This is a genomic window from Streptococcus sp. NM (assembly GCF_003390135.1).
Lineage (GTDB): Bacteria > Bacillota > Bacilli > Lactobacillales > Streptococcaceae > Streptococcus.
Window position 1 is genome coordinate 824,234 of the sequence record NZ_QUOS01000001.1, and the last position, 21,599, is coordinate 845,832.

The 21,599-nt window shown below is 41.7% G+C and carries 21 protein-coding genes and 1 pseudogene; 2 read left to right on the forward strand and 20 right to left on the reverse strand.

Features of this window, described 5'->3' with window-relative positions; translation table 11 throughout:
* Positions 1-7: 7 nt before the first annotated feature.
* From smpB to ybeY, 10 genes are all read right to left on the reverse strand, one after another.
* On the reverse strand, positions 8-475 hold the full coding sequence (gene smpB, locus DXN33_RS04185; protein ID WP_001051750.1) for an SsrA-binding protein SmpB: 468 nt from the start codon (positions 473-475) through the stop codon (positions 8-10).
* The gene (gene rnr, locus DXN33_RS04190; protein WP_115904429.1) at positions 438-2,792 is read right to left on the reverse strand and encodes a ribonuclease R; all 2,355 of its coding nucleotides are present in this window, start codon (positions 2,790-2,792) and stop codon (positions 438-440) included. The genes smpB and rnr overlap by 38 nt, the downstream gene beginning before the upstream one ends.
* 100 nt (positions 2,793-2,892) lie before the next feature.
* Positions 2,893-3,126 carry a preprotein translocase subunit SecG gene (secG, locus tag DXN33_RS04195; protein WP_000282517.1) on the reverse strand — a complete coding sequence of 78 codons (234 nt, stop codon included), beginning with the start codon at positions 3,124-3,126 and terminating at the stop codon, positions 2,893-2,895.
* 39 nt (positions 3,127-3,165) lie between these two features.
* A complete protein-coding gene (gene rpmG / locus DXN33_RS04200; RefSeq protein WP_001809104.1) occupies positions 3,166-3,315 on the reverse strand; it encodes a 50S ribosomal protein L33 in 150 nt (49 codons plus the stop codon).
* Positions 3,315-4,514 (reverse strand): multidrug efflux MFS transporter, encoded by a 1,200-nt coding sequence (locus DXN33_RS04205; protein WP_049491808.1) that lies wholly within the window; start codon positions 4,512-4,514, stop codon positions 3,315-3,317. The genes rpmG and DXN33_RS04205 overlap by 1 nt, the downstream gene beginning before the upstream one ends.
* Complete coding sequence (gene coaE / locus DXN33_RS04210) at positions 4,501-5,106, reverse strand: dephospho-CoA kinase (protein ID WP_049491809.1); 606 nt, start codon at positions 5,104-5,106, stop codon at positions 4,501-4,503. The genes DXN33_RS04205 and coaE overlap by 14 nt, the downstream gene beginning before the upstream one ends.
* Entirely contained in the window at positions 5,106-5,930 is an 825-nt protein-coding gene (mutM, locus tag DXN33_RS04215; protein ID WP_115904430.1) for a DNA-formamidopyrimidine glycosylase, read from the reverse strand. The genes coaE and mutM overlap by 1 nt, the downstream gene beginning before the upstream one ends.
* Positions 5,931-5,978: 48 nt before the next feature.
* Entirely contained in the window at positions 5,979-6,878 is a 900-nt protein-coding gene (gene era / locus DXN33_RS04220; protein ID WP_115904431.1) for a GTPase Era, read from the reverse strand.
* 16 nt (positions 6,879-6,894) lie between these two features.
* Entirely contained in the window at positions 6,895-7,290 is a 396-nt protein-coding gene (locus tag DXN33_RS04225) for a diacylglycerol kinase family protein (protein WP_000378157.1), read from the reverse strand.
* Positions 7,271-7,768: an rRNA maturation RNase YbeY gene (gene ybeY, locus DXN33_RS04230; RefSeq protein WP_049551530.1), complete on the reverse strand. Its 498-nt coding sequence runs from the start codon at positions 7,766-7,768 to the stop codon at positions 7,271-7,273. Before ybeY ends, DXN33_RS04225 begins: the two co-directional genes overlap by 20 nt.
* 104 nt (positions 7,769-7,872) lie before the next feature.
* On the opposite strand from ybeY, the gene pavA reads away from it, so the two are divergent.
* Entirely contained in the window at positions 7,873-9,528 is a 1,656-nt protein-coding gene (gene pavA / locus DXN33_RS04235) for an Rqc2 family fibronectin-binding protein PavA (RefSeq protein ID WP_115904432.1), read from the forward strand.
* A 32-nt stretch (positions 9,529-9,560) separates the two neighbouring features.
* On the opposite strand, the gene deoD is transcribed toward pavA, so the two are convergent.
* The 7 genes and pseudogenes from deoD to DXN33_RS04270 form a co-directional block, all read right to left on the reverse strand.
* Positions 9,561-10,271 (reverse strand): purine-nucleoside phosphorylase, encoded by a 711-nt coding sequence (gene deoD / locus DXN33_RS04240; protein WP_000022091.1) that lies wholly within the window; start codon positions 10,269-10,271, stop codon positions 9,561-9,563.
* A 560-nt stretch (positions 10,272-10,831) separates the two neighbouring features.
* The gene (locus DXN33_RS04245) at positions 10,832-12,115 is read right to left on the reverse strand and encodes a chloride channel protein (RefSeq protein ID WP_115904433.1); all 1,284 of its coding nucleotides are present in this window, start codon (positions 12,113-12,115) and stop codon (positions 10,832-10,834) included.
* A gap of 2 nt (positions 12,116-12,117) precedes the next feature.
* On the reverse strand, positions 12,118-12,927 hold the full coding sequence (locus DXN33_RS04250) for a purine-nucleoside phosphorylase (RefSeq protein WP_115904434.1): 810 nt from the start codon (positions 12,925-12,927) through the stop codon (positions 12,118-12,120).
* Positions 12,924-13,485, reverse strand: a pseudogene (locus DXN33_RS04255) (DUF1697 domain-containing protein). Before DXN33_RS04255 ends, DXN33_RS04250 begins: the two are co-directional and overlap by 4 nt.
* A gap of 1 nt (position 13,486) precedes the next feature.
* Positions 13,487-14,698 (reverse strand): phosphopentomutase, encoded by a 1,212-nt coding sequence (locus DXN33_RS04260; RefSeq protein WP_115904436.1) that lies wholly within the window; start codon positions 14,696-14,698, stop codon positions 13,487-13,489.
* Positions 14,699-14,712: 14 nt separating this feature from the next.
* Positions 14,713-15,396, reverse strand: a complete 684-nt coding sequence (gene rpiA, locus DXN33_RS04265) for a ribose-5-phosphate isomerase RpiA (RefSeq protein ID WP_115904437.1) — start codon at positions 15,394-15,396, stop codon at positions 14,713-14,715.
* 105 nt (positions 15,397-15,501) lie between these two features.
* Positions 15,502-16,431, reverse strand: coding sequence for a peptidase U32 family protein (locus DXN33_RS04270; protein ID WP_115904438.1), 930 nt, complete (start codon positions 16,429-16,431; stop codon positions 15,502-15,504).
* 139 nt (positions 16,432-16,570) lie between these two features.
* Here DXN33_RS04270 and DXN33_RS04275 point away from each other — a divergent pair, with 139 nt between their 5' ends.
* Positions 16,571-16,858: a DUF3270 domain-containing protein gene (locus DXN33_RS04275; RefSeq protein ID WP_070478882.1), complete on the forward strand. Its 288-nt coding sequence runs from the start codon at positions 16,571-16,573 to the stop codon at positions 16,856-16,858.
* A gap of 33 nt (positions 16,859-16,891) precedes the next feature.
* On the opposite strand, the gene ciaH is transcribed toward DXN33_RS04275, so the two are convergent.
* The 3 genes from ciaH to DXN33_RS04290 all read right to left on the reverse strand — a co-directional run bounded on the left by ciaH (position 16,892) and on the right by DXN33_RS04290 (position 21,533).
* Positions 16,892-18,226: a two-component system sensor histidine kinase CiaH gene (ciaH, locus tag DXN33_RS04280; protein WP_115904439.1), complete on the reverse strand. Its 1,335-nt coding sequence runs from the start codon at positions 18,224-18,226 to the stop codon at positions 16,892-16,894.
* Positions 18,216-18,890, reverse strand: a complete 675-nt coding sequence (ciaR, locus tag DXN33_RS04285) for a two-component system response regulator CiaR (RefSeq protein WP_000590639.1) — start codon at positions 18,888-18,890, stop codon at positions 18,216-18,218. The genes ciaH and ciaR overlap by 11 nt, the downstream gene beginning before the upstream one ends.
* A gap of 96 nt (positions 18,891-18,986) precedes the next feature.
* On the reverse strand, positions 18,987-21,533 hold the full coding sequence (locus DXN33_RS04290; RefSeq protein ID WP_115904440.1) for a M1 family metallopeptidase: 2,547 nt from the start codon (positions 21,531-21,533) through the stop codon (positions 18,987-18,989).
* Positions 21,534-21,599 lie beyond the last annotated feature (66 nt).

The following is a 21,599-nucleotide window of genomic DNA, read 5'->3' on the forward strand; positions in this document are numbered from 1 at the left end:
CCTCTTTTTATCGCTGATTAACAGCTTTCATAACACGCGCGATGTCGCGGTTTTGCTCACGACGTTTGATAGACTCTCTCTTATCATAGTCATGCTTCCCTTTAGCTAGACCTAAAAGGAGTTTAGCGTAACCATCTTTGATATAGACTTTAAGGGGAACCAGCGTCATTCCTGTCCCTTTGGTCTCCTGTTCCAACTTCTGGATTTGCTTTTTATGGAGCAGGAGTTTGCGACGACGTTCTGGTTCCTGGTTCCAGATATTGCCCTCTTCGTAAGGAGCGATATGAACATTGCTCAACCAGACCTCCCCATTTTTTACTTGGGCAAAGCCATCCTTGAGATTGATTCGAGCTGCTCGCACACTCTTGATTTCAGTTCCAGTCAGGACCATCCCTGCCTCTAGCGTATCTACGATTGTATAGTCGTGGCGCGCCTTTTTATTTTGTGCGACGACCTTTCCCTCGCCCTTTGCCATGCTTGGCTCCTTTCTTAGCTACTTCCTTGTAAAAAGGTTTCTTGCCCTTTTTCTTCTTGTCTTTTTGTGCATGCTTGCGCTCATCATTTGAGCGTCCTGATTTTCTCTTATCTTCCTTCTTATCTGAACGACGACTTGAACCACGCCCTCTGTCACTACGATTAGACTGTTTTAAGCCTTTTTCAATCACATCAAACTCACTTGGGATATAAGAAAAGTCAATTTCACCCGTCATCTTGTCGGCTCTTTCAACTCGGATACGGATTTGCTGACCTACACGGAAGGTTGTACCTGATTTCTCCCCAAGCAGGGTCAAATCACGTTCATTAAAATGATAAAATTCAGGTAGATTAGTGATGTGAATCAAGCCTTCAACTGTGTTTGGCAATTCAACAAAGAGACCAAACTTGACAATGCTGGACACAACCGCATCGTACTCTTCGCCCACGTATTCTTCCATATACTCAGCCTTTTTCATGGCTTCGACTTCACGCTCAGCTTCAATGGCACGACGTTCACGATTTGAGGACTGGGTCGCAATCTCTGGAATCACTTGCTCAAAATGCTCTGCTATTTCCTTAGAACGGCCGTAATCCCGAATCATACGGTGAACAAGAAGGTCTGGATAACGACGAATCGGACTGGTAAAGTGAGTATAATAGTCAGCAGCTAGTCCATAGTGGCCGTGATTGTGCTCCGAATAGCGAGCCTGCTGCATAGAGCGAAGAAGCATCATGGATAATACATCTGCATAAGGTTCTCCCTCAACAGCACGCATGATGTCTTGGAGAGCCTCCTGGCTAATCTCACTGGCAGTCCCATAAATGCGCAAGCCAAAGCTTGAAGCATAATCAATAAACTTCTGAACCTTTTCAGCCTTAGGCTCCTCGTGAATTCGATAAATAAAAGGCAAATCCAGCTTGCTAAAATGCTCGGCAACTGTTTCATTAGCCATCAGCATAAAGGATTCAATCATGCGCTCGGCAATGCCACGCTGACGAAGAACGATATCAACAGGCTTACCCTGTTTATCCACTAAAATCTTGGCTTCATTGGTATCAAAATTGAGGGCTCCACGTTTCACACGCATATTTTCTAAAGTTTCATGAAGCTTGGCCATGAGTTCGATGCTTGGAACAATTTTCTGATATTCTTGTCTCTTTTCCTTGTCTCCAGCAAGGATATCATTGACATCACTGTAGGTCATCCTGAAGCTAGTCTTGATAACCGTTTGTGTGATGGTGTAGTTGACTACACGACCATGTTTATCAATTTCCATAATGGCAGACTGGGTCAGGCGGTCAACTTGAGGATTGAGGGAGCAGATACCATTTGACAGTCGTTCTGGAAGCATTGGAACCACTCGGTCTGTCACATAGACTGAAGTTGCACGGTTAAGGGCTTCCTTGTCAAGGGCAGAACCCTCGATTACATAGTAGGAAACATCTGCGATGTGAACCCCAAGCTCCAGATTGCCATTTTTCAGAGCCTTGATATGCACCGCATCGTCCAAGTCCTTGGCGTCAGCACCATCAATGGTAAAGGTAATCTCATCTCTCAAGTCCAGACGGTCTTCCATATCCTTTTGAGACGGAGCATCCGGCACACTTTCTGCTTCCTTGACAACAGCTTCTGGAAATTCTGAGACAATGTCCATAGACTCCAAAACCTCAAGAACATCAATTCCGACATCCGTTGAATGCCCCACCACATCGAGGACACTAGCGACAAAGAAATCATGTTTCTTGCTTGGGTATTTATCGATAAAGACCTTGAGAACTTCGGTTCCCTCGAGTTTAAGGGCTGGTTTCTTAACATAGATGGGTTGACTGATTTTCTGATTTTTCGAACGAATGTAGCCGGCATACTTGGGTTTTTCCTGATCTAGAACGATTTGGCCGACAACTGTTGTCAGACTGTGTTCTAAGATATCAATAATTTTGGCTTCTGCTGCTGTTCCTTTATTGCGGTCAGCGACTTTCTTGATGACGACCTCAACGGTATCACCATCAATAGCATAGTTGACATCGTTTTTTCCTACAAAAAGGTCGTCCTCCTCGCCTTCCAGACTAACAAAGCCAAAGCCATTTTTATGGGCATGAAAAATCCCCTTGAGAGTAATCTCGTGTTTTTTCTTGACTTCCAAAGTCAAAGTTCCATCTTCTTCAAAGCGAATCTGGTGCTTCCTTTCCATTAGGGACAAGGTTTTAATCAACTCACGAAAATCCTTGGATCCGTCTTTTCCTAAAGCCTGAGCCAAGTCATTGACAGTCACCTTTCCCTTGTCTTGTAAATATTCTTTTATTCTATCTTTCATATTTTCTTTCTAGATTTTTAATTTTCTTTTACTGTAAAACCTTCTTAAACATCCTTTAAAAATAAAAAGAGGCAAAGACCTAGTCCTGCCCATTATTTTCTTATCTACTTGATAATACCGTCAATGCTAAGGCAATGGCTAGCCAGAAAAAGACTAAAATCCCTGTCAAACGCTGCATTACAGCTTCAAAACCGCGTGCTTTACTGCGTTCAAACAAATCACCTGAGCTGGCATCAAATACATTGCTGGATTGGTTTTTGGTTGGTTGCATGAAAATCGCAATCACAATCACAACAGATAATACTAATAAAATGGTTAATAATAGGTTATACATATCAAACTCCTTAAAATCCCTATTATTTTACCATAAAATCTACTTAGATTCAAGATGTAGGGTTACTTTTCTTTCCTTGGGACAATACTTTAAAACCTCGATCTTGTCTGGATGGGTTTTTGAATTTTTACTGGTTAGGTAATTGATACTGCCACAAGAGGAGCATTTGAGATTAATTTTTACTCGCACTAGATTTCCTTTACTTTTAATAATGTTCGAAATTGAAGCAGGTTAAAGAGACAACTAAAGGCAACACAAAGGCTTGTCGCACAGAAGACTGCATGGTAGCCAAATTTTCCTGCTACTGCAGAACCTGCCATGGGACCAACAACACCTCCCAGATAAAAGAATACCTGATTGAAGGCAAAGACCCTCGAAATACCAGCTTTGGGCGTCATCTTGCTGAGAAGGGCGTTAACTCCGGGAATCAAGGCACCGGTTCCCAATCCAAAGAGGAAACGATAAAGTCCTAATCGAAGGGGGCTAGAAGCATTAGCACAGAGGAGATAGATGATGACTGAATAAAACTGGGCTACAACCAAGAGGCGATGGTTGCCCACCTTGTCACCTAGCTTTCCCATGACTCCTGCACTCATCATACTGGAAAAGCCCATACTGGATACAATCAAACCAGAGACAAAAAGAAGATTCTCTGTCTGCCCTAAGTCGCGCACATACAGAGCTAAGATAGGGCCAATCGATTGGGCTGAAAATTGGATGACAAAACTGGTCAGAAAGAGGTTAACCAAGAGATAGGGATATTTAACTGATGTAAATAATTCCTTTGTTGGGATGGCTTTTTCTTTTGCAACTGGTTGAAAATCTTCCTTGATAAAGAAAATAGTCAAAATAGTAGCTAAAAAGAGAAAACTACCAACCAGTAAAAAAACAGTACGAATGCCAAATAATTCTGCGATAAAGCCACCGATAAAAGGACCAGTTAACGTACCTGCTACTACTCCTGTAGACAAAGTCCCAAGAGCAGCACCTGATTTCTCCTTGGGAACCTGACTGGCTATCAAGGCTGTGGCGTTAGGAACAAAACCTGCAAATACACCATTTAGCAAACGAAGAAAGATTAACCAATAAATATTTGGGACAAAAGCCAAGCCTCCCATCGTAATGGTCATGGCCAGACCAGCACGAATCATCATGGGTTTTCGACCGTACTTATCAGCAAGGATTCCCCAGATAGGAGAAAAGAGCGCCGCGGAAATAGCAGAGACAGAAATAGCTAAACCTGCATAAAAAGCAGCTTGATCACTCCATACACCTAAATTTTCCACAAAGATAGGCATAAAAGGCACAACCAAAGAAATACTGGCTCCAGTCAGAAAATTACCAAACCAGGCAATGCGCAGATTATCCTTCCAGTTAATCTCTGTCATCTTCTCTACCTCCCTCAAGCAGGGAGAAGACCTGAGTAAGAAGCTGGTCCTGATTTCCATTATTGTTTAAAACATGACTAGCCAAACCTTTCTTTTGTTCTAAAGGCCACTGGGCTGTCAGACGAGACTCAGCTTCATCTTTGGACAAGCGGTCTCTTTTCATTAAACGTTCTACTTGGACATCTCGATCCACATAGACCAACCACGTCTCATCAAACCAAGCGCTGTAGTCCTGCTCAAAAAGCAAGGGAATGTCCATGAAAAAGATATCTTCTGTCTGAACCAACTGGTCTCTCAAAGTAGCAAGTTCTTCACGGATAATCTCTCCTTGGATTTGCTTAGACCATTCTCGTTCTTCAGGATTTGAAAAGATAAGACTAGCTAGGAGAGGGCGATTGAGTTCTCCATTTTCAAGGATGATTTCTTTCCCAAAGTGCTGTACTAGAGCTTCAAACAGACGACCACCAGGTTTCTGTAGTTGGTGAACAAGAGAGTCGGCATCCACTACTTGAAAGCCTTTCTTTCTTAGAAAATTTGTCACAGTTGATTTACCCGAAGCAATTCCCCCAGTGATTCCAATGATTTTTCCCATCAGCCCCTCCTTTGGCACTGAGGGCAAAAGTGAGTTCCACGTCCGCCTAGTTGGATTTTTTCAATCACAGTGCCACAACGTGAACATTCTTGACCAGCCTTGTCATAGACCTGATGAAAATCCTGCATGGTTCCATCTTCCCCAAAGGCATTGGTATAGGTCCGAATGGTGGATCCACCTTTTTCAACAGCCTGTCCCAATACAGCAATGGTCTGGTCATGAATAGCTGTCGCTTCGTCTGCTGTCAAATTCTGGGAAGGTCTAGCTGGATGAACCTGAGCTCGCCAGAGAACCTCATCTACATAGATATTACCAAGGCCAGCTACCAAGGTTTGATCTAATAAGTGAGATTTGATAGGCTTTTTGGACTTAGCGAGGGCATTTTTAAAGACCTGCAAATCAAAGTCTTGTTCGCTTGGTTCAGGCCCTAGTTTTTTAGAAATAAAGTAGGCTTCCAAAAGGTCAGGAGCCAAGAGTTCCATGGTTCCAAACTTGCGAACATCCTCATAAACAAGCGTGCCACCATCTTCAAACTGAAAGAAAACATGGGCATGCTTGCGTTCAGGAACTTGGTCTGGATAGTAAAAATACTTCCCTTCCATCCGCAGATGGGAAATCAAGACCTTGTCTGTCAGGTAGAAAAGCAAATATTTGCCACGACGCCCCATTGACTCAACAACTTGACCAGGCACTTCCTTTTGAAACTCGTCCAAATCTGTCTTAATCATCTTGGGATAGCGAATTTCTACACTCGAAATCTTCTTTCCCAAAATCAATTTTTCCAAACCACGTCGAACGGTTTCAACCTCAGGTAATTCAGGCATAAGTCCTCCTTCTGTAAAAACAAGAAGCAGGCATGAGCCCACCTCTACTTAGTATTCTTTTTCATTATAGCCAAAGTCAGCCAAATCTAGCTTTTTATCGCGCCAGTTTTTCTTGACCTTGACCCATGTTTCTAGGAAAACCTTGTCTCCTAGCATGAGTTCGATATCACGACGGGCCATACTACCGATTTTCTTAAGCATAGCGCCACCTTTACCGATGATAATCCCTTTTTGGCTATCGCGCTCGACCATGATGGTTGCACGGATATGAACCTTGTCTGTCTCTTCGTCTCGTTTCATAGAATCAACTACTACTGCAACAGAATGCGGAATCTCTTCACTAGTTAGGTGCAAGACTTTCTCGCGAACCATTTCTGAAACCAAGAATCGTTCTGGATGGTCTGTGATTTGATCAGACGGGAAATATTGGAAACCTTCGTCCAGATTTTCACTCAAAATATCCACTAAACGTGAGATATTATTTCCCTGAAGGGCTGAGATAGGAACAATTTCCTTGAAGTCCATCTGATTACGGAAATCATCAATCTGAGACAAAAGCTGATCTGGGTGAACCTTATCGATCTTGTTCACCACCAAAATCACTGGTACATTAGCAGCCTTGAGACGCTCGATAATCATATCGTCCCCCTTACCACGCGCTTCATCAGCAGGCACCATAAAAAGAACGGTATCCACTTCGCGAAGGGTACTATAGGCAGATTCGACCATGAAATCTCCGAGAGCTGTTTTAGGTTTGTGAATCCCTGGTGTGTCGATAAAGACAATTTGCTCCTTATCAGTCGTGTAAATTCCCATGATTTTGTTGCGCGTTGTCTGCGCCTTGTCACTCATGATGGCAATCTTTTGCCCCATGACGTGGTTTAAAAAGGTTGACTTCCCAACATTGGGACGTCCTAAAATGGCTACAAAGCCTGATTTAAAAGTCATAATTTCCTCTTACTGTTTAAAATAATAAATCCCAGATTCGTGGGAGAAAAATCAATGCGCCTGTTAAGGCTGCAAAAAGAGAGACCACTAATACCGCGCCAGCCGCCATATCCTTGGCATTTTTAGCCAGCATGGAAAAGTGATAGTGACTGGCCAAATCCACCACATTTTCAATAGCAGAATTGATAATTTCAAAGGCTACTACTAAGAAAATGCTCAATAGGAGAAAGAGCCATTCGATTCGTGACACCTGAAAAACAAAACCTGCAAGGATGACTACAAGAGCCGTCACTGCATGTTTTCGCATATTGCGTTCTTCCTTGATAGCAGTAAAAATTCCTGTGATGGCAAATTCTAAACTAGATATCAGGTCACGATTTTTCCATTTTCGTTTATTGTCTTGTGAGTCCATAGGCTGTCAAAATTTCTTCTTGTAAACCGAACATCTCCGCTTCTTCTTCCGGAGTGTAGTGATCATAGCCGTTGATATGTAAAAAGCCGTGTACTGCCAAGAAGCCCATCTCACGCTCAAAGCTGTGGCCATATTCCTCGGCCTGCTCATGTGCCTTATCGATAGAGATGAAAAGTTCCCCAATATAGGCATCAAACTCAGACATCATCTCTGCCAATTCTGGATTTTCAAGTAAATCTTCTTCGTCAAAGGCAATTTCTAACTCTGGTTTATACTCGAGGCTGATGACATCTGTCGGACGGTCGGTGTCACGGTACTCTAGATTGAGTTCATGACTACGCTCGTTGGTCACAAAGGTGACTGCCATTTCCTTGTCTTCTTTTCCTAATTTTTGGGCTGCAAATTCCAAAATTTCTTGGGTTTGTTGCAACATTTCTTTTGAAACTTGATCAGTTTCATCTACCATTTCAATATACATGTACTTCTCGTTTCTCTTTACTTGGCTTTATTATACCACATTTCCATGATTTTATTCTACCTTTTTGATATAATACTATGGAATACAATCACAAGGAGAGAACGATGTCATTTGACGGATTTTTTTTACACCACATGGTTGAGGAATTGCGAAGAGAGTTAGTGAACGGTCGCATCCAGAAAATCAATCAACCTTTTGAACAAGAGTTGGTCTTGCAAATCCGTAGCAATCGCCAAAGTCATCGCCTGCTCCTTTCTGCCCATCCAGTTTTTGGACGCATTCAGCTGACCCAAACGACTTTTGAAAATCCAGCCCAACCTTCTACCTTTATCATGGTTTTGAGAAAATATTTGCAGGGTGCCCTGATTGAGTCGATCGAGCAAGTGGAAAATGACCGTATTGTGGAAATGACAGTTTCCAATAAAAACGAGATTGGGGACCATATTCAGGCTACCTTGATTATCGAAATTATGGGGAAACACAGTAATATTCTACTGGTTGATAAGAGCAGTCATAAAATTCTCGAAGTCATTAAACACGTCGGCTTTTCACAAAATAGCTACCGCACCTTGCTGCCTGGATCGACCTATATCGCTCCTCCGAGTACGGAATCACTCAATCCTTTTACTATCAAGGATGAAAAACTCTTTGAAATCCTGCAAACACAGGAAACGACAGCTAAAAACCTTCAAAGCCTCTTTCAAGGTCTGGGACGCGATACGGCAAATGAATTGGAAAGCATACTGGTTAGTGAAAAACTTTCCACTTTCCGTAACTTTTTCAATCAAGAAACCCAGCCATGCTTGACTGAGACTTCCTTCAGCCCAGTTCCTTTTGCAAATCAGGTGGGAGAACCTTTTACCAGTCTTTCTGATTTGTTAGACACCTACTATAAGGACAAGGTTGAACGCGACCGCGTCAAACAGCAAGCTAGCGAACTCATTCGTCGTGTTGAAAATGAACTTCAGAAAAATCGCCATAAGCTGAAAAAACAAGAAAAAGAGTTATTGGCAACAGACAATGCGGAGGAATTTCGCCAAAAAGGAGAATTGCTAACAACCTTCCTTCATCAAGTGCCCAACGACCAAGACCAGGTTATCCTAGACAACTACTATACTAACCAACCTATCACCATTGCGCTTGATAAGGCCTTAACTCCCAACCAGAATGCCCAACGCTACTTTAAACGTTACCAAAAACTCAAAGAAGCTGTCAAATACTTGACTGATCTGATTGAGGAAACCAAGGCAACTATTCTCTATCTGGAAAGTGTGGAGACCGTCCTCAACCAAGCTGGACTGGAAGAAATCGCTGAAATCCGTGAAGAATTGATTCAAACTGGCTTTATCCGCAGAAGACAACGGGAGAAAATACAGAAACGCAAAAAACCAGAACAATATCTAGCAAGCGATGGCAAAACCATCATCTATGTCGGCCGAAACAACCTACAAAACGAGGAGCTAACCTTTAAAATGGCCCGCAAGGAGGAACTTTGGTTCCATGCCAAGGACATTCCTGGAAGCCACGTTGTCATCTCAGGCAACCTAGACCCATCTGATGAAGTCAAGACTGACGCAGCAGAACTTGCAGTCTACTTCTCTCAAGGTCGCCTGTCAAATCTGGTGCAGGTAGATATGATTGAAGTCAAGAAACTCAACAAACCAACTGGCGGAAAACCAGGCTTTGTCACTTACACAGGACAAAAGACCCTCCGTGTCACACCAGACCCCGAAAAAATTGCATCCATGAAAAAATCCTGATTTTACTTGAAATCAGGATTTTCTTTTACATTTTATTCTGCAATCAAGGTTTCCAAACCAACCTTCATCATATCAGTAAAGGTATTTTGGCGTTCCTCTGCAGTCGTGTCTTCATCTGGATTGACCAAACTATCAGAGATAGTCATGATAGCAAGGGCGTCAACATGATGTTGGGCTGCCAAATAGTAGAGAGCTGCTGCTTCCATTTCCACAGCCTTGACTCCCCATTTACCAAGCTCGATGTTTTTTTCAAAGTAGTTTGAATAAAAGACATCAGATGACAAAACGTTCCCAACGTGGGTGGTCATACCAAGTTCTTTGGCGATATGGTAGGCCTTGTCCAGCAAATCAAAGCTAGCGATTTGTGGGAAATCGTACTGTGGCCAGTCATTGCGGATGATGTTAGAGTTGGTTGCAGCTGCTTGCGCCAGAACCAATTCACGAACGTGAACATCTTCATTCAAAGAACCTGCAGTTCCCACACGAATCAATTTCTTCACACCGTAGTCCACAATCAACTCACGCGCATAAATCGAAATCGATGGCATCCCCATCCCAGTTCCCATGACTGATACACGGTGGCCCTTGTAAGTACCAGTGTAACCAAACATATTACGCACTTCGTTAAAACAAACAGCATCTTCAAGGAAATTTTCCGCAATAAACTTCGCACGAAGAGGATCCCCAGGAAGAAGAATTTTATCAGCAATTTCACCCTGCTGAGCAGCAATATGGATAGACATAATTTATGATACAAAGAGCGACAAGAAAACGACTGAAAATTAGGAATCTGACGAGAAATCCTGATTTCTCAGTCAGATTATCTATTTTCCGAGTTTTCCGCTCGTGTTCAAATTAGAACACCTCACTCTACCTTTCTTTTTTTATATTCAGGATAGCGACAGAGAATAAAATAAAAATAGGAAACTGATGACGCATCGCAGATGCTAAACAGTTTATCTTTTATACACAGTTCTCCGCCCGTATTCAGTTCAGCAAATACGGTTTACCCATCCTTTCTTTCTTAATTTTGATGATATTGAGAAGCTTAGAACGGCTTTTATTCAAATCCGAACTCCCTTCTCTTCTGAGCTTTTTAGAAAAGTTTTCCGCTCGTGTTCAAATCAGAACACACGCTCTACCTTTCTTTTTTTTTATTTTTATATTTCATAGCTAGGAAAAATCGGATTCAATCATGACTCCGATAAGCCTACTTCTTTTTTATTTCAAACAGTTATTGATAAATTGACAATAGTTTTTAATCTTTTAAGATAAATCTTTGATTAGAAGAAACGGTCGTTCTCTATCTTATTACTTTATTCTTTGACTTCTGACACAGTATGCTAGCACAAGGAAAGTGGTCTAACATTTTTGCAAATTCATAGGCTAAAACAGCTGTTACTAAGAGATACGGAAGAGAATCTATACCTAGCCCATTGAAACCTATAACTAATCCGGTTGCAGAAATGGGCGCCCTCAAGGTCACAGATAAAAAGCAAACAGATCCCAAAAGTAAAACGGTTGGTTGACTGTCCAAACCTAGAATCATGCCCAAGAGAGCAGCTCCAGCCATCCCCAAGGCAAAAGATGGCGTAAGGGTACCACCATAGGCCCCTGCCCACAGAGTAATAAGAACGAGCACTGCTTTTAGGATAAACAAGAGGAATACTGTTGTGCCATTGCTACCATTCAATACTTCTTGAGCCATCATACGTCCATTTCCAAGTAGATGTGGAAAGTAACTTGCAAGACCAGCAAGAAAAAGAAAAGCTGAGGGCAATGTGAGAAGTATTCGTTTATCTTTTATTCTGTTTGAAGACGCTGCCTTACTTAAGCGACCAAAAAGCCAAGATAGTGGGGTTAAGAAAAGAAGTAATAAGGGAATAATCCATATTTCCTTTAATGACCATGAGATGGCTGGAATCTGGTAGAGAGCCTGATCTGAAATAACCAAGCCTGCTATATAGGTTGAGACATAGGTAGTCAAACCGACTAAGACAAATCGTTTAATAGATAGAGCAATTCCTAGGGTTTCAAAAACAAAGAAGACACTTGTTAATGGAACCTGATAGACAGCTGCTAAACCAGCACCAGCACCACAAGCAAGGAGAAAGATTTGATCCTTCTTAGAGAGAGAACATATTTTTCCAATTGGTCCTGCAAATAGAGTTCCAATCTCTCGTGGAGCAGCTTCTTTGCCAATAGGGGCTCCCCCTCCAACTGCAATGATCTGCCAAATTGAATGAAATAGCTGTCTTAAAAAATGAAGCTTGTATTGTGAAGTCTCATCCTTCATCTGAGCTTTGATGGAATAAATCTTCGACCTTTTTTGCAAGAAATACCAGACCAAGGATGAGCCAAGACCCACGATTATTAAACTTAGTCCTATCTGTGAGGAGGAAACTCCATCTGTCAAAAATCCAGTATGATGCTCTGACCGACCAAAAGCTAGCTCCTCCACCATCTCTAAAAGATAATGGAGAAATATACCAGATAAACCTGAAACTATTCCTTGCAGAATTACTGCTATGAATAATCTAAAATTATAAGGGATTTTTCGAAAAATACTCCTCAATTCTATTAACATGATTACAATTCAGCAAGAATCGCTTTAAGCAAGCCTTTAAAGTCTCCTTTAACACGTTCAGTCACTTCTACAACTTCTTCGTGGTTGAGTTCTTCTTGGAAACCTGCAGCATGGTTAGTAATACATGAAATACCGAGAACTTTCAAGCCAGAGTGGGCTGCAACAATAACTTCAGGAACTGTAGACATACCAACTGCATCTGCTCCCAATGTCTTATAGGCACGAATTTCTGCTGGGGTTTCATATGTCGGACCTGTTACACCAATATAGACACCTTCATCAAGCTTGATACCAAGTTTCTTAGCTACTTCATGGGCAGTAGCACGATATTCTGGAGTGTAGGCTTTAGACATATCTGGGAAACGTGGACCAAAATCATCCAAATTTTCACCCATCAATGGGTTTTGACCTGTCATGTTGATATGGTCTGAGATAGCCATCAAGGTACCAGGACCAAATCCAATACCGCCAGCTGCATTGGTTACAATGACACCTTCGCATCCGAGAACTTTCATCACACGTACTGGGAAAGTCACGACTTCAAGAGGATTTCCTTCATAGAAATGGAAACGACCTTGAAGAGCTAAGACCTTCCGACCTGCAAGGTCACCATATACCAATTTACCAGCGTGACCGACTACTGTTGAACGGCCCCAGTTTGGAATCTCAGCATAGTCTACTACAACTGGATTTTCGATTTCTTCTGCAAGTTCTCCAAGTCCTGATCCAAGGATTAGACCGAACTCAGGTGCTTGGATTCCCTTGTCTTTCAGGAAGGCAGCTGTTTCATTGATTTTATCTAAAAATGTCATTGTGTGTTTCCTTTATTAGTTTTTTAGCATTTGACCGATTTTGTCAAAAGTTTTAGCATTGCGAATGGTGATGTTGCGATAAAAAGGCATCTTGAGTAAGTATTTGTGATAGGCTGTTGCATAGTAGGATTCTTCAAAAAGCTTCCCCCAGAAAATCCCAAGTTTTCCAAAATGAACGACTTCATCTTCCAGTTCCAAACTATTCACTTTCTCGATCACTTGATCCACATCCAAGCTCTCCGTGTAGAAGAGCACATCTTTTCGAGCCAGGTCTTTGGTCCACCAATCTGGCAGATTCTCCAGCTCTGCTTCATAGTCTTCCTGACTCAGCAAGGAAAAGCTCTGAATAAATGGATAATGGATTTCAAAGAATGTCTCCAACTTTTCAACCAATCGTTCTTTGGGGTCTGTCGAAGTAAAGAAAATATTGCCACTGTTGATGTAGGTCTCAACCTTTTCCAGTCCCAACTCTGTCAGTTCTTGACGAAGTTGCGCCATGACAACCTTATTTTTCCCACCTACATTAATGCCCCGAACAAGTATAGCATATCGCGTCATCTTATACCAATTTATCTAAGAAACTTTCCCCAATCATGGCAGTTTCAACACCGAAGTTATCGGCAATAGTCGCTGAGATATCTGCAAAATGTCCTACTGGAATCAAACCGTTTCCTTTAAAGGCAGGACTGTAAGCCAAAAGTGGGATATATTCACGAGTATGGTCCGTTCCTGCATAGGTTGGGTCATTTCCATGGTCCGCAGTAATCAAAAGAAGGTCGTTCTCTCTCATGGCTGTGATAATTTCAGGCAAGCGTTCATCAAACTCATGCAAGCAATCACGGTAACCATGAGCATTGCGGCGGTGGCCGTAAAGGGCATCAAAGTCAACCAAGTTTGTGAATGAGAATCCTTTTTCAAACTCAGCAAGGCCCATGGTCTTCAACAGTGTATCAATTCCATGGCTGTTTGACTTGTTGTGGCCCATGTCATGGTTGATACCTGCACCGTTAAAGATATCGTTGATTTTACCAACAGCATAAGTATCGATACCAGCTTCATTCAATTTATCCAAAACAGTTGGTGCAAATGGAGATACAGCCAAGTCACGACGGTTTGCTGTACGAGTGAAGTTACCTGGTTCACCTACATAAGGACGGGCAATGATACGACCTAGAAGGGCAGGACGCTCAAGTGTAATTGAACGAGCGTATTCACAGATACGGTACAATTCGTCCAAAGGAATAATATCTTCGTGGGCAGCAATCTGCAAAACAGGATCAGCTGAAGTATAGATAATCAACTCCCCAGTTTCCATTTGACGTGGTCCGAAATCATCGATAACAGCCGTTCCTGAGTAAGGTTTGTTAGCTTCACGAATGACCTTACGTCCTGAGAATTCTTCAATTTTTGTCAAGATTTCTTCTGGGAATCCATTCCAGAAAGTATCGAAAGGTTCTGTAATGTTAAGGCCCATGATTTCCCAGTGTCCAGTCATGGTATCCTTACCAAGAGATACTTCTTCCAATTTTGTTGCATATCCTGTTGGATTGCTTTCAGCTGGTACAGTCTTAAGAGGGGTTTCACGAGGAATATTTCCTAGGCCGATTTTAGCCATGTTTGGGACATTCAAACCAACTGCTTTTGAAATGTGTCCTAATGTGTCAGAAGCTCCATCTGGAACTCCTGCATTGACAAAGTTATTAGCATCTGGTGCAGCACCGATTCCTACAGAATCTAATACCACCAAGTGAATACGATTAAATTTTGACATAATGTGTCTCCTTATTATTTTGCTTTGCTTGAAGTTAAAATCTGAACCCCATCTCGTCCAGCAACGATGACCTTATCAACCATTTGGTTGAATAATCCGTGCTCTACAACACCAACGACATGGTCCAATTCTTGTCCGAAAGCAATTGGATCCTCGATGACATCCAAGGCAAGGTCAATGATAAAGTTCTGCATATCGGTCACAAAACGTTGGCCATCTTTTTCACGGAAGCTTGGTTTGTAGCCAGCTTGCTCAAAACGACGAAAGACCTGTTCTGCACCATACTGAACCACTTCTACTGGCAATTTAAAAGCACCTAGTTTCTCAACCAGCTTGCTTTCATCCACCACCCAAATATATTCTTTTGAGGGCGTTGCGACAACCTTCTCCATCAGAAGGGCACCACCACCGCCTTTAATTCCGTTAAACTGACTATCCACTTCATCCGCCCCGTCGACTGTCACATCAACAAAGTCTACTTGGTCAATAGACTTGAGTGGGATATTAAGCCCTTCAGCCTGTTTACTAGTCACACTAGAAGTCGTTACAGCTGTAATCTGCAATCCTTCTTCCTTAATACGACGACCGATTTCTTCGACAAAATAATAGGCAGTAGAACCCGTTCCCAGTCCGACAACCATGCCATCCTTGACAAACTCAGCAGCCTTGATACCTGCCATTTTCTTCAGATTTTCCACTCAAACACCTCCATTAAAGAGCTACTTTTATTATAACATGTATCCGTTTTTATTTCATGGATACACTGGAAAAACCCGAACATTTTTATTTCGGGTTTTAATGTCCTATTTAACCATATCAGGATCGTAGTCATAGAATCCTGTATCAAGGAAACGGTTTTTAGGGTGAAGTTTACGAACTTCTTCATCCAGCAAGAAGGCTTGGTCATGGCTAAAGTTGCCCTCTTGAATCAAGCTACGCGCTTGGATAAAGAGTTTTGTAATTTCAACAAAGTTCTGACCAGGAGTGTAGAGCCCTTCTAGTTTCCAATGGGTAAAACCATGCTCCACCAATTCTGTCAATTTGGTCATCAAATCAAGGTCGTTATTGGCAAAGATATGGGTACCATGAGTGTCTTCAAAAATGGAATAGTGGCTCTCTGGGTCACTTGGCTCAGCCAAGAAGAGGTCACGCTTGCGAGTCTTTTCGTCATCGATATGTGTAAAGTTATAGTAGTTTTGCAAGAGTGGACGTTTAGAATGATGGATGACACTAGCACCGTAAACCAAAACTTCAGCAGGAATTTCCAAAATCTCTGGCATTTTAAAGAGTTCAGCAGATGGAATTTCACGCGCCAAAACAGCCTCAGATGCGCCAGCCTTTTGTCCCCAGAAGTTGATCTGGCGACTGCTAGTTACCATAGTCGAAGCATCGTAGATGGTCTTAAAGGAATAACCATCACGGTTGACCACGTAAAAGACACCTGCATCACCAATCGTAATGTAGTCTGTCTTGATTTCTTCCAAGAAATCAAGGAATGGCTTGATACGATCCATCATATCTTGGTGCATGAGGGCATTGACCGCAACGATCAATTCCTTACCAGCTTCATGAACCAACTTAGCGATTTCACGCAATTGGTCATAACTAAAGGTTGTTGGCAGACGAAGGCCAAAATCTTTCTCACCAACATAGATACGGTCTACGCCAACTTCGAACAGTTGTTTAACTTGTTCAATACTTTCAGCAGTTGCTGTAATGATAATCTTTTCCATAAGAAAAATTATACCATATTTCTGGAAAATCAGCTATTCTTTAAAAATGAAAAGGGACTTTATTCTTATTGTAACCTTTCTGTAATAATTCTCTGCTGAAAAAATGATAAAATAGGTATGTACTGTTAAGGAGAGAATAATGCCCGTAAGAAAATTACAGTCCTATGAGGTAGACTATCAAGAAGAATTAAGCCAACAGGTTCCTCGCTATCAAGATTATACACCTGAAGCGCAATCTGATGCCAATCTCAAGGAAATCCTATTTTTTGTTAATATCGCTGTTTTTTGTATCTGTATTGCTATCTTTAGTTTTATCTTTTTAGCATTAAAATTATCAACTGCTCTTGCATTTGCCGCAGCAATCGGATCCAGCTTACTTGTTTTAAAAGTTCAACGGTCTATTATCAAACAAAAACGTAGAAGATAAATCCAAAATATCGCCCCATCTGGAGCGATATTTTTATTTTTTCTTTTTCGATGGTGTGTGGATGGCAATTTTCACTTCAAAGATTGTTCCCTTTGGTTTATTATCTTTAACAGCAATGGTTCCTTTTAGGGCATCTACAATTTGCTTGGCTAGGGATAATCCTAAACCAAAACCACCTTTTTGACGGGTTCTAGCCTTATCCACTCGATAAAAACGATCAAAAATTTTCTTCTTATCTTCTGCTGAAATACCGACTCCATTGTCGGAAACTAGCAAATATAGATTACGATCAGTCGCTGAAATCATAAAATCAATTTCACCATCCTCCTCAGTATATTTGATAGCATTATCAAACAGGATGGTCATCAATTGTTTCAAAAGAAGCTGATCTGTGACAATCGTTCTATGAATGCGATTTTCAAAACGGAAGACACGGTCATTTTCAGAAGCAATCATCTCATAGTTTGTGAAAGTCGTGTTAAAAAAGCTAGTTGGAACTTCTGCAAGTTCTGGCTTAATTCCATCATCTCGTCGAGCTAAGTTCAGCAAGTTTGTCGTCAAAAAACGCATATTTCGGACTTCTTCCAAACTCGATGCAATGCTTTCGCTCACATCCATAATGGTAGCTTCTGGCTTACGAAAAAGGGTCTCTAAACGATTTTGCAGAACTGCAAGTGGAGTTCGTAACTCATGACTGGCATTTTCCACAAAAGACTGCTGCTTCTGCATACTCTCAAGCAGAGGTCGGACACTGACTCGAGCTAGATAGAGACTGGCAATCAAAGACAAAATCCAAAAACTAGCCATCACGACCACAATCAGTTGCTCATGCTTTTGACTGGCTTGCTCCAACTGACTGGTATTAATCAAGACAGCCGCATACTTGATATTGGTTGAAACCGAACTGATATTGGTTTCCATCAAAATCATGCGATAGATTTCTTCCTGTCCATAGCTATTAAAAACCTGAATTTGATAGATATGGCCTAGTTCTTTCTTCTCTAGCTTAATCTTATCCAATCCCAAAAATCGATTTCCAGAAAGGAGCTGGGTAAAATTCTTATCAAAAAGAATAACCTCCGTATTGGAACTGACATTGGGTTTTATCTCAGTCTTGCTAGTATCTGTAGCAGCATTCTCTAAATCTTTAATCTCTTCTGTCGCCCTATTTACCGCAAGCTGAATAACTGCCTGAGGATTGTTACTCAAGCCATGGAGCGTATCATCCACCGAAGTATAGAGACTCGAATGCATGACCTGCAAAATAATCAGAGTCATGGTAGAGAAAATCAGGGTGAAGACACCGAAGTTGCGGATAAAGTAACTAAAGTCATCCGCATACCATGTTTTTTTTAGTTTACTGAACATCTTTTAAAATATACCCAACACTACGCAAGGTTTGCAAATTCTCTGCAAAAGTGGTTCCTTTTAATTTCTTACGAACTTTTGAAACATAGACTTCGACAACAGAAATCGTTGTATCACTATCAAATCCCCATAGACGATCAAAAATCTGAGTCTTCGGCAAAATAACATTTTGATTTTGAAGGAAATAAACTAGTAAATCGAACTCTTTCCCCAGCAATTCGACGGGAGTATCTTCAACCTTAACGGTATTTGTAGACAGATTAACCACAATATTTCCATAAGTCAAGGTGTTTTCATTAAACTTACCTGAACGTTTGAGAAGGGCTTGAATCCGCATTTTGAGTTCTTCTAGGTAAAAAGGTTTGGTCAGATAATCATCCGCTCCTAGTTCAAATCCATGTCCCTTGTCATCCAAACTTTCCTTAGCAGTCATAATCAGAACTGGGGTCGTAATTCCCTTTTCACGCAATTCTTTCAAGACTTGGAAACCATTTTTTTCTGGCAACATCAAATCGAGCAAAATCAAGTCATAGACGCCACTCTCAGCTTCGTAGAGACCTTCTTCTCCATCAAATACCTGCATGACATCCGCAAAATCGTCTAAAAAGTCAAATACTGAATTTGACAGGCCTAGGTCATCCTCAACTAATAAGATTTTTATCATGAGAAACTCCTCCTTATTAAGACCATTATACCAAATTTGCCTTAAAAAAAACTCAACTCTCTGCATTTTACATGAGATAGCTGAGTTTTATTTTGATTATTTAGTTCCGTATTGAAGAACAACTGCTTCCACTGCAGCTTTTTCGCGGTTAATCAAGTCAACACGCGCTGCAATTTCCTTGATTCCCATGCCGATATTACGGCTAAGAGCAAGATCAGAAAGTTGTGGCTCAAAGAACTCCTTGTATTCCGCCAAGCGTTGTTCTGTCTTAAATACATGAGCAGGAAGGATAACAAAGCTATCAAAGCTCATATCTCCTCCAAGGGCTGCCTTAATCCAAGCCCAGTTTTCACGCGCCCAAGACCATGCTGTTTCCTGAGTTGCTTGATGGCTTAAGAACTGGAAGTACCAAGCAGACAAGTCTTGTGGTTTGACCACAAATTTGTCCTTCCAAGAAGCAATCAAGTTTTGGATATTATCCGCATCTGTACTGTATGCAAGAGCAGCTGCCAACTGGCGTTTAAAGACAGCATCTGTTGCGTGAGTGTAAGTATCAAGATAAAGTGCTAACAAGTCTTTAGTCTCATGATGTTTCATCTCATTGATCAGAACTTGTGAGCGAATAGCTGCTGGAAGTCCTGCAAGATTCTCCTTGTGAGCCGCGAAGATTTGGCTAGCGACTTGACTAGCTTCTGCATCATTTGAGCGAATCATCATAGAAACAGCCAACTGACGAACCAACTCATCCTCATCTGATTCGCCATCTTTAGCTTCAAAACCAAGACGGTCATAGTTGTGACGAGCCAATTTAGCAACCAAGGCTTTGAAGGCTCTTTCAGCTTCTGTTCCTTCATCTATAAAGCGCTCAAGAGCAGATATTACTTGAGAAACAGCTGAAACGACAAGGTAAGATTCTTCTTTAGCGAGTTTATCAAGTACTGGAAGCAAGTCTGCATAAGAAATGTGCCCTGCTTCAGCAAGCAAGCGACGTTCTTGGACGATTTGCAGTTTACTTGTATTATCAAGCTCAACTAGGTCAGCAAGAATAGCATCTAGCAAGTCTCCTTGATAGTCTGTAATGTAGTGAGCTGTATTTTCAGTATTGAGACGAAGAGCTCCTTCATTTTCAGCAAGAAGGGCTGCGTAGCCAGGGATTTCGATGCTTTCAGTTTCGAGTGTATCAGGCAAGCCTTTCCAGTTGCTGTTTAGTGGCACAACCCAGAGACGGTTCTTGTCTTCGTGCTCACCGATGAAGAATTGTTTTTGTGAGATCTTCAAGACATCATTTTCAACTTTGACAGTGAGAACTGGATAACCAGGTTGTTCCAACCAGGAATCCATAAAGGCTGCGACATCACGTCCAGACGCTTGACCAAGAGCATCCCAAAGGTCACGACCAATTGTATTGCTGTATTGGTGTTTTTCAAAGTAGGCATGCAAACCTTTGGCAAAATCGGTATCACCTAGCCAACGACGAAGCATGTGCATAAGACGGCTTCCTTTGGCATAGACGATAGCACCATCAAAGAGCGTATTGATTTCATCTGGGTGTTTGACTTCAACGTGAACAGACTGAACACCATCAGTCGCATCACGTTTCAAGGCAGACGGAACACCACCTGTTTGGAAATCTTCAAAGATATTCCAGCTTGGCTCGATGGCATCCACACAGACGTATTCCATCATGTTAGCAAAGCTTTCATTGAGCCATAGGTCATCCCACCATTTCATAGTAACGAGGTTCCCAAACCATTGGTGAGCCAACTCATGTGCCACAACAAGAGCAACTTGTTGACGGCTAGCAAAAGTTGAGTTCTCATCAACAACTAAGTAAACTTCACGGTAGGTTACAAGACCCCAGTTTTCCATAGCACCTGCTGAGAAGTCAGGAAGAGCGATGTGAAGAGATTGAGGGATTGGATACTTAACTCCGTAATAATCTTCGTAAAACTCGATAGAGCGAACAGCGATGTCCAGTGAGAAATCAAGGTTAGAAAGCGGATGTGCTTTGGTTGAGTAAACACCAACGAGGGTACCGTTTTTAGTTTTAGCCGTCACACCTTGCAAATCACCAGCAACAAAGGCTAACAAGTAAGAAGACATGCGAGGTGTTGTCTCAAACTTCCAGATACCTGTTTCCTGACGTTTTTCAACTTCAATCTCTGGCATGTTAGACAAGGCCAATTCACCTTCTGCTTGGTCAAAACGTAGAGAAAGGTCAAAGGTTGCTTTGGCTTCTGGCTCATCCACACATGGGAAGGCTTCACGCGCAAAATGGCTCTCGAACTGGGTAGACAAGACTTCCTTCTTGACACCATCAACTGTGTAGTATGAAGGGTAAATCCCTGTCATGTTGTCTGTGATTTTACCAGAAAAGGTAAGAACCACTTCAACTTGACCAGCCTCAGCCAATTCGATATGAAGGGCTTCATTTTCATGGTCAACTGTAAATGGACGAGCCTGACCTGCAACTTCTACAGAAGCGATTTCCAAGTCTTTTTGGTGAAGGGAAATACGGTCACTCTGTGCTCGACCAGTGATGGTCACCTTCCCAGAAAAAGTCTTGGTCTCACGACTCAAGTCTAAAAATAAATCATAATGTTCAGGAACAAATTGCTTAATAAAATGTTCAACTGCTTGCATAGTTTTCTCCTATTCTAAGTTTAAGAGCTGCTGCTCTTCTTCAAACAAACTTATTATATCATGTTT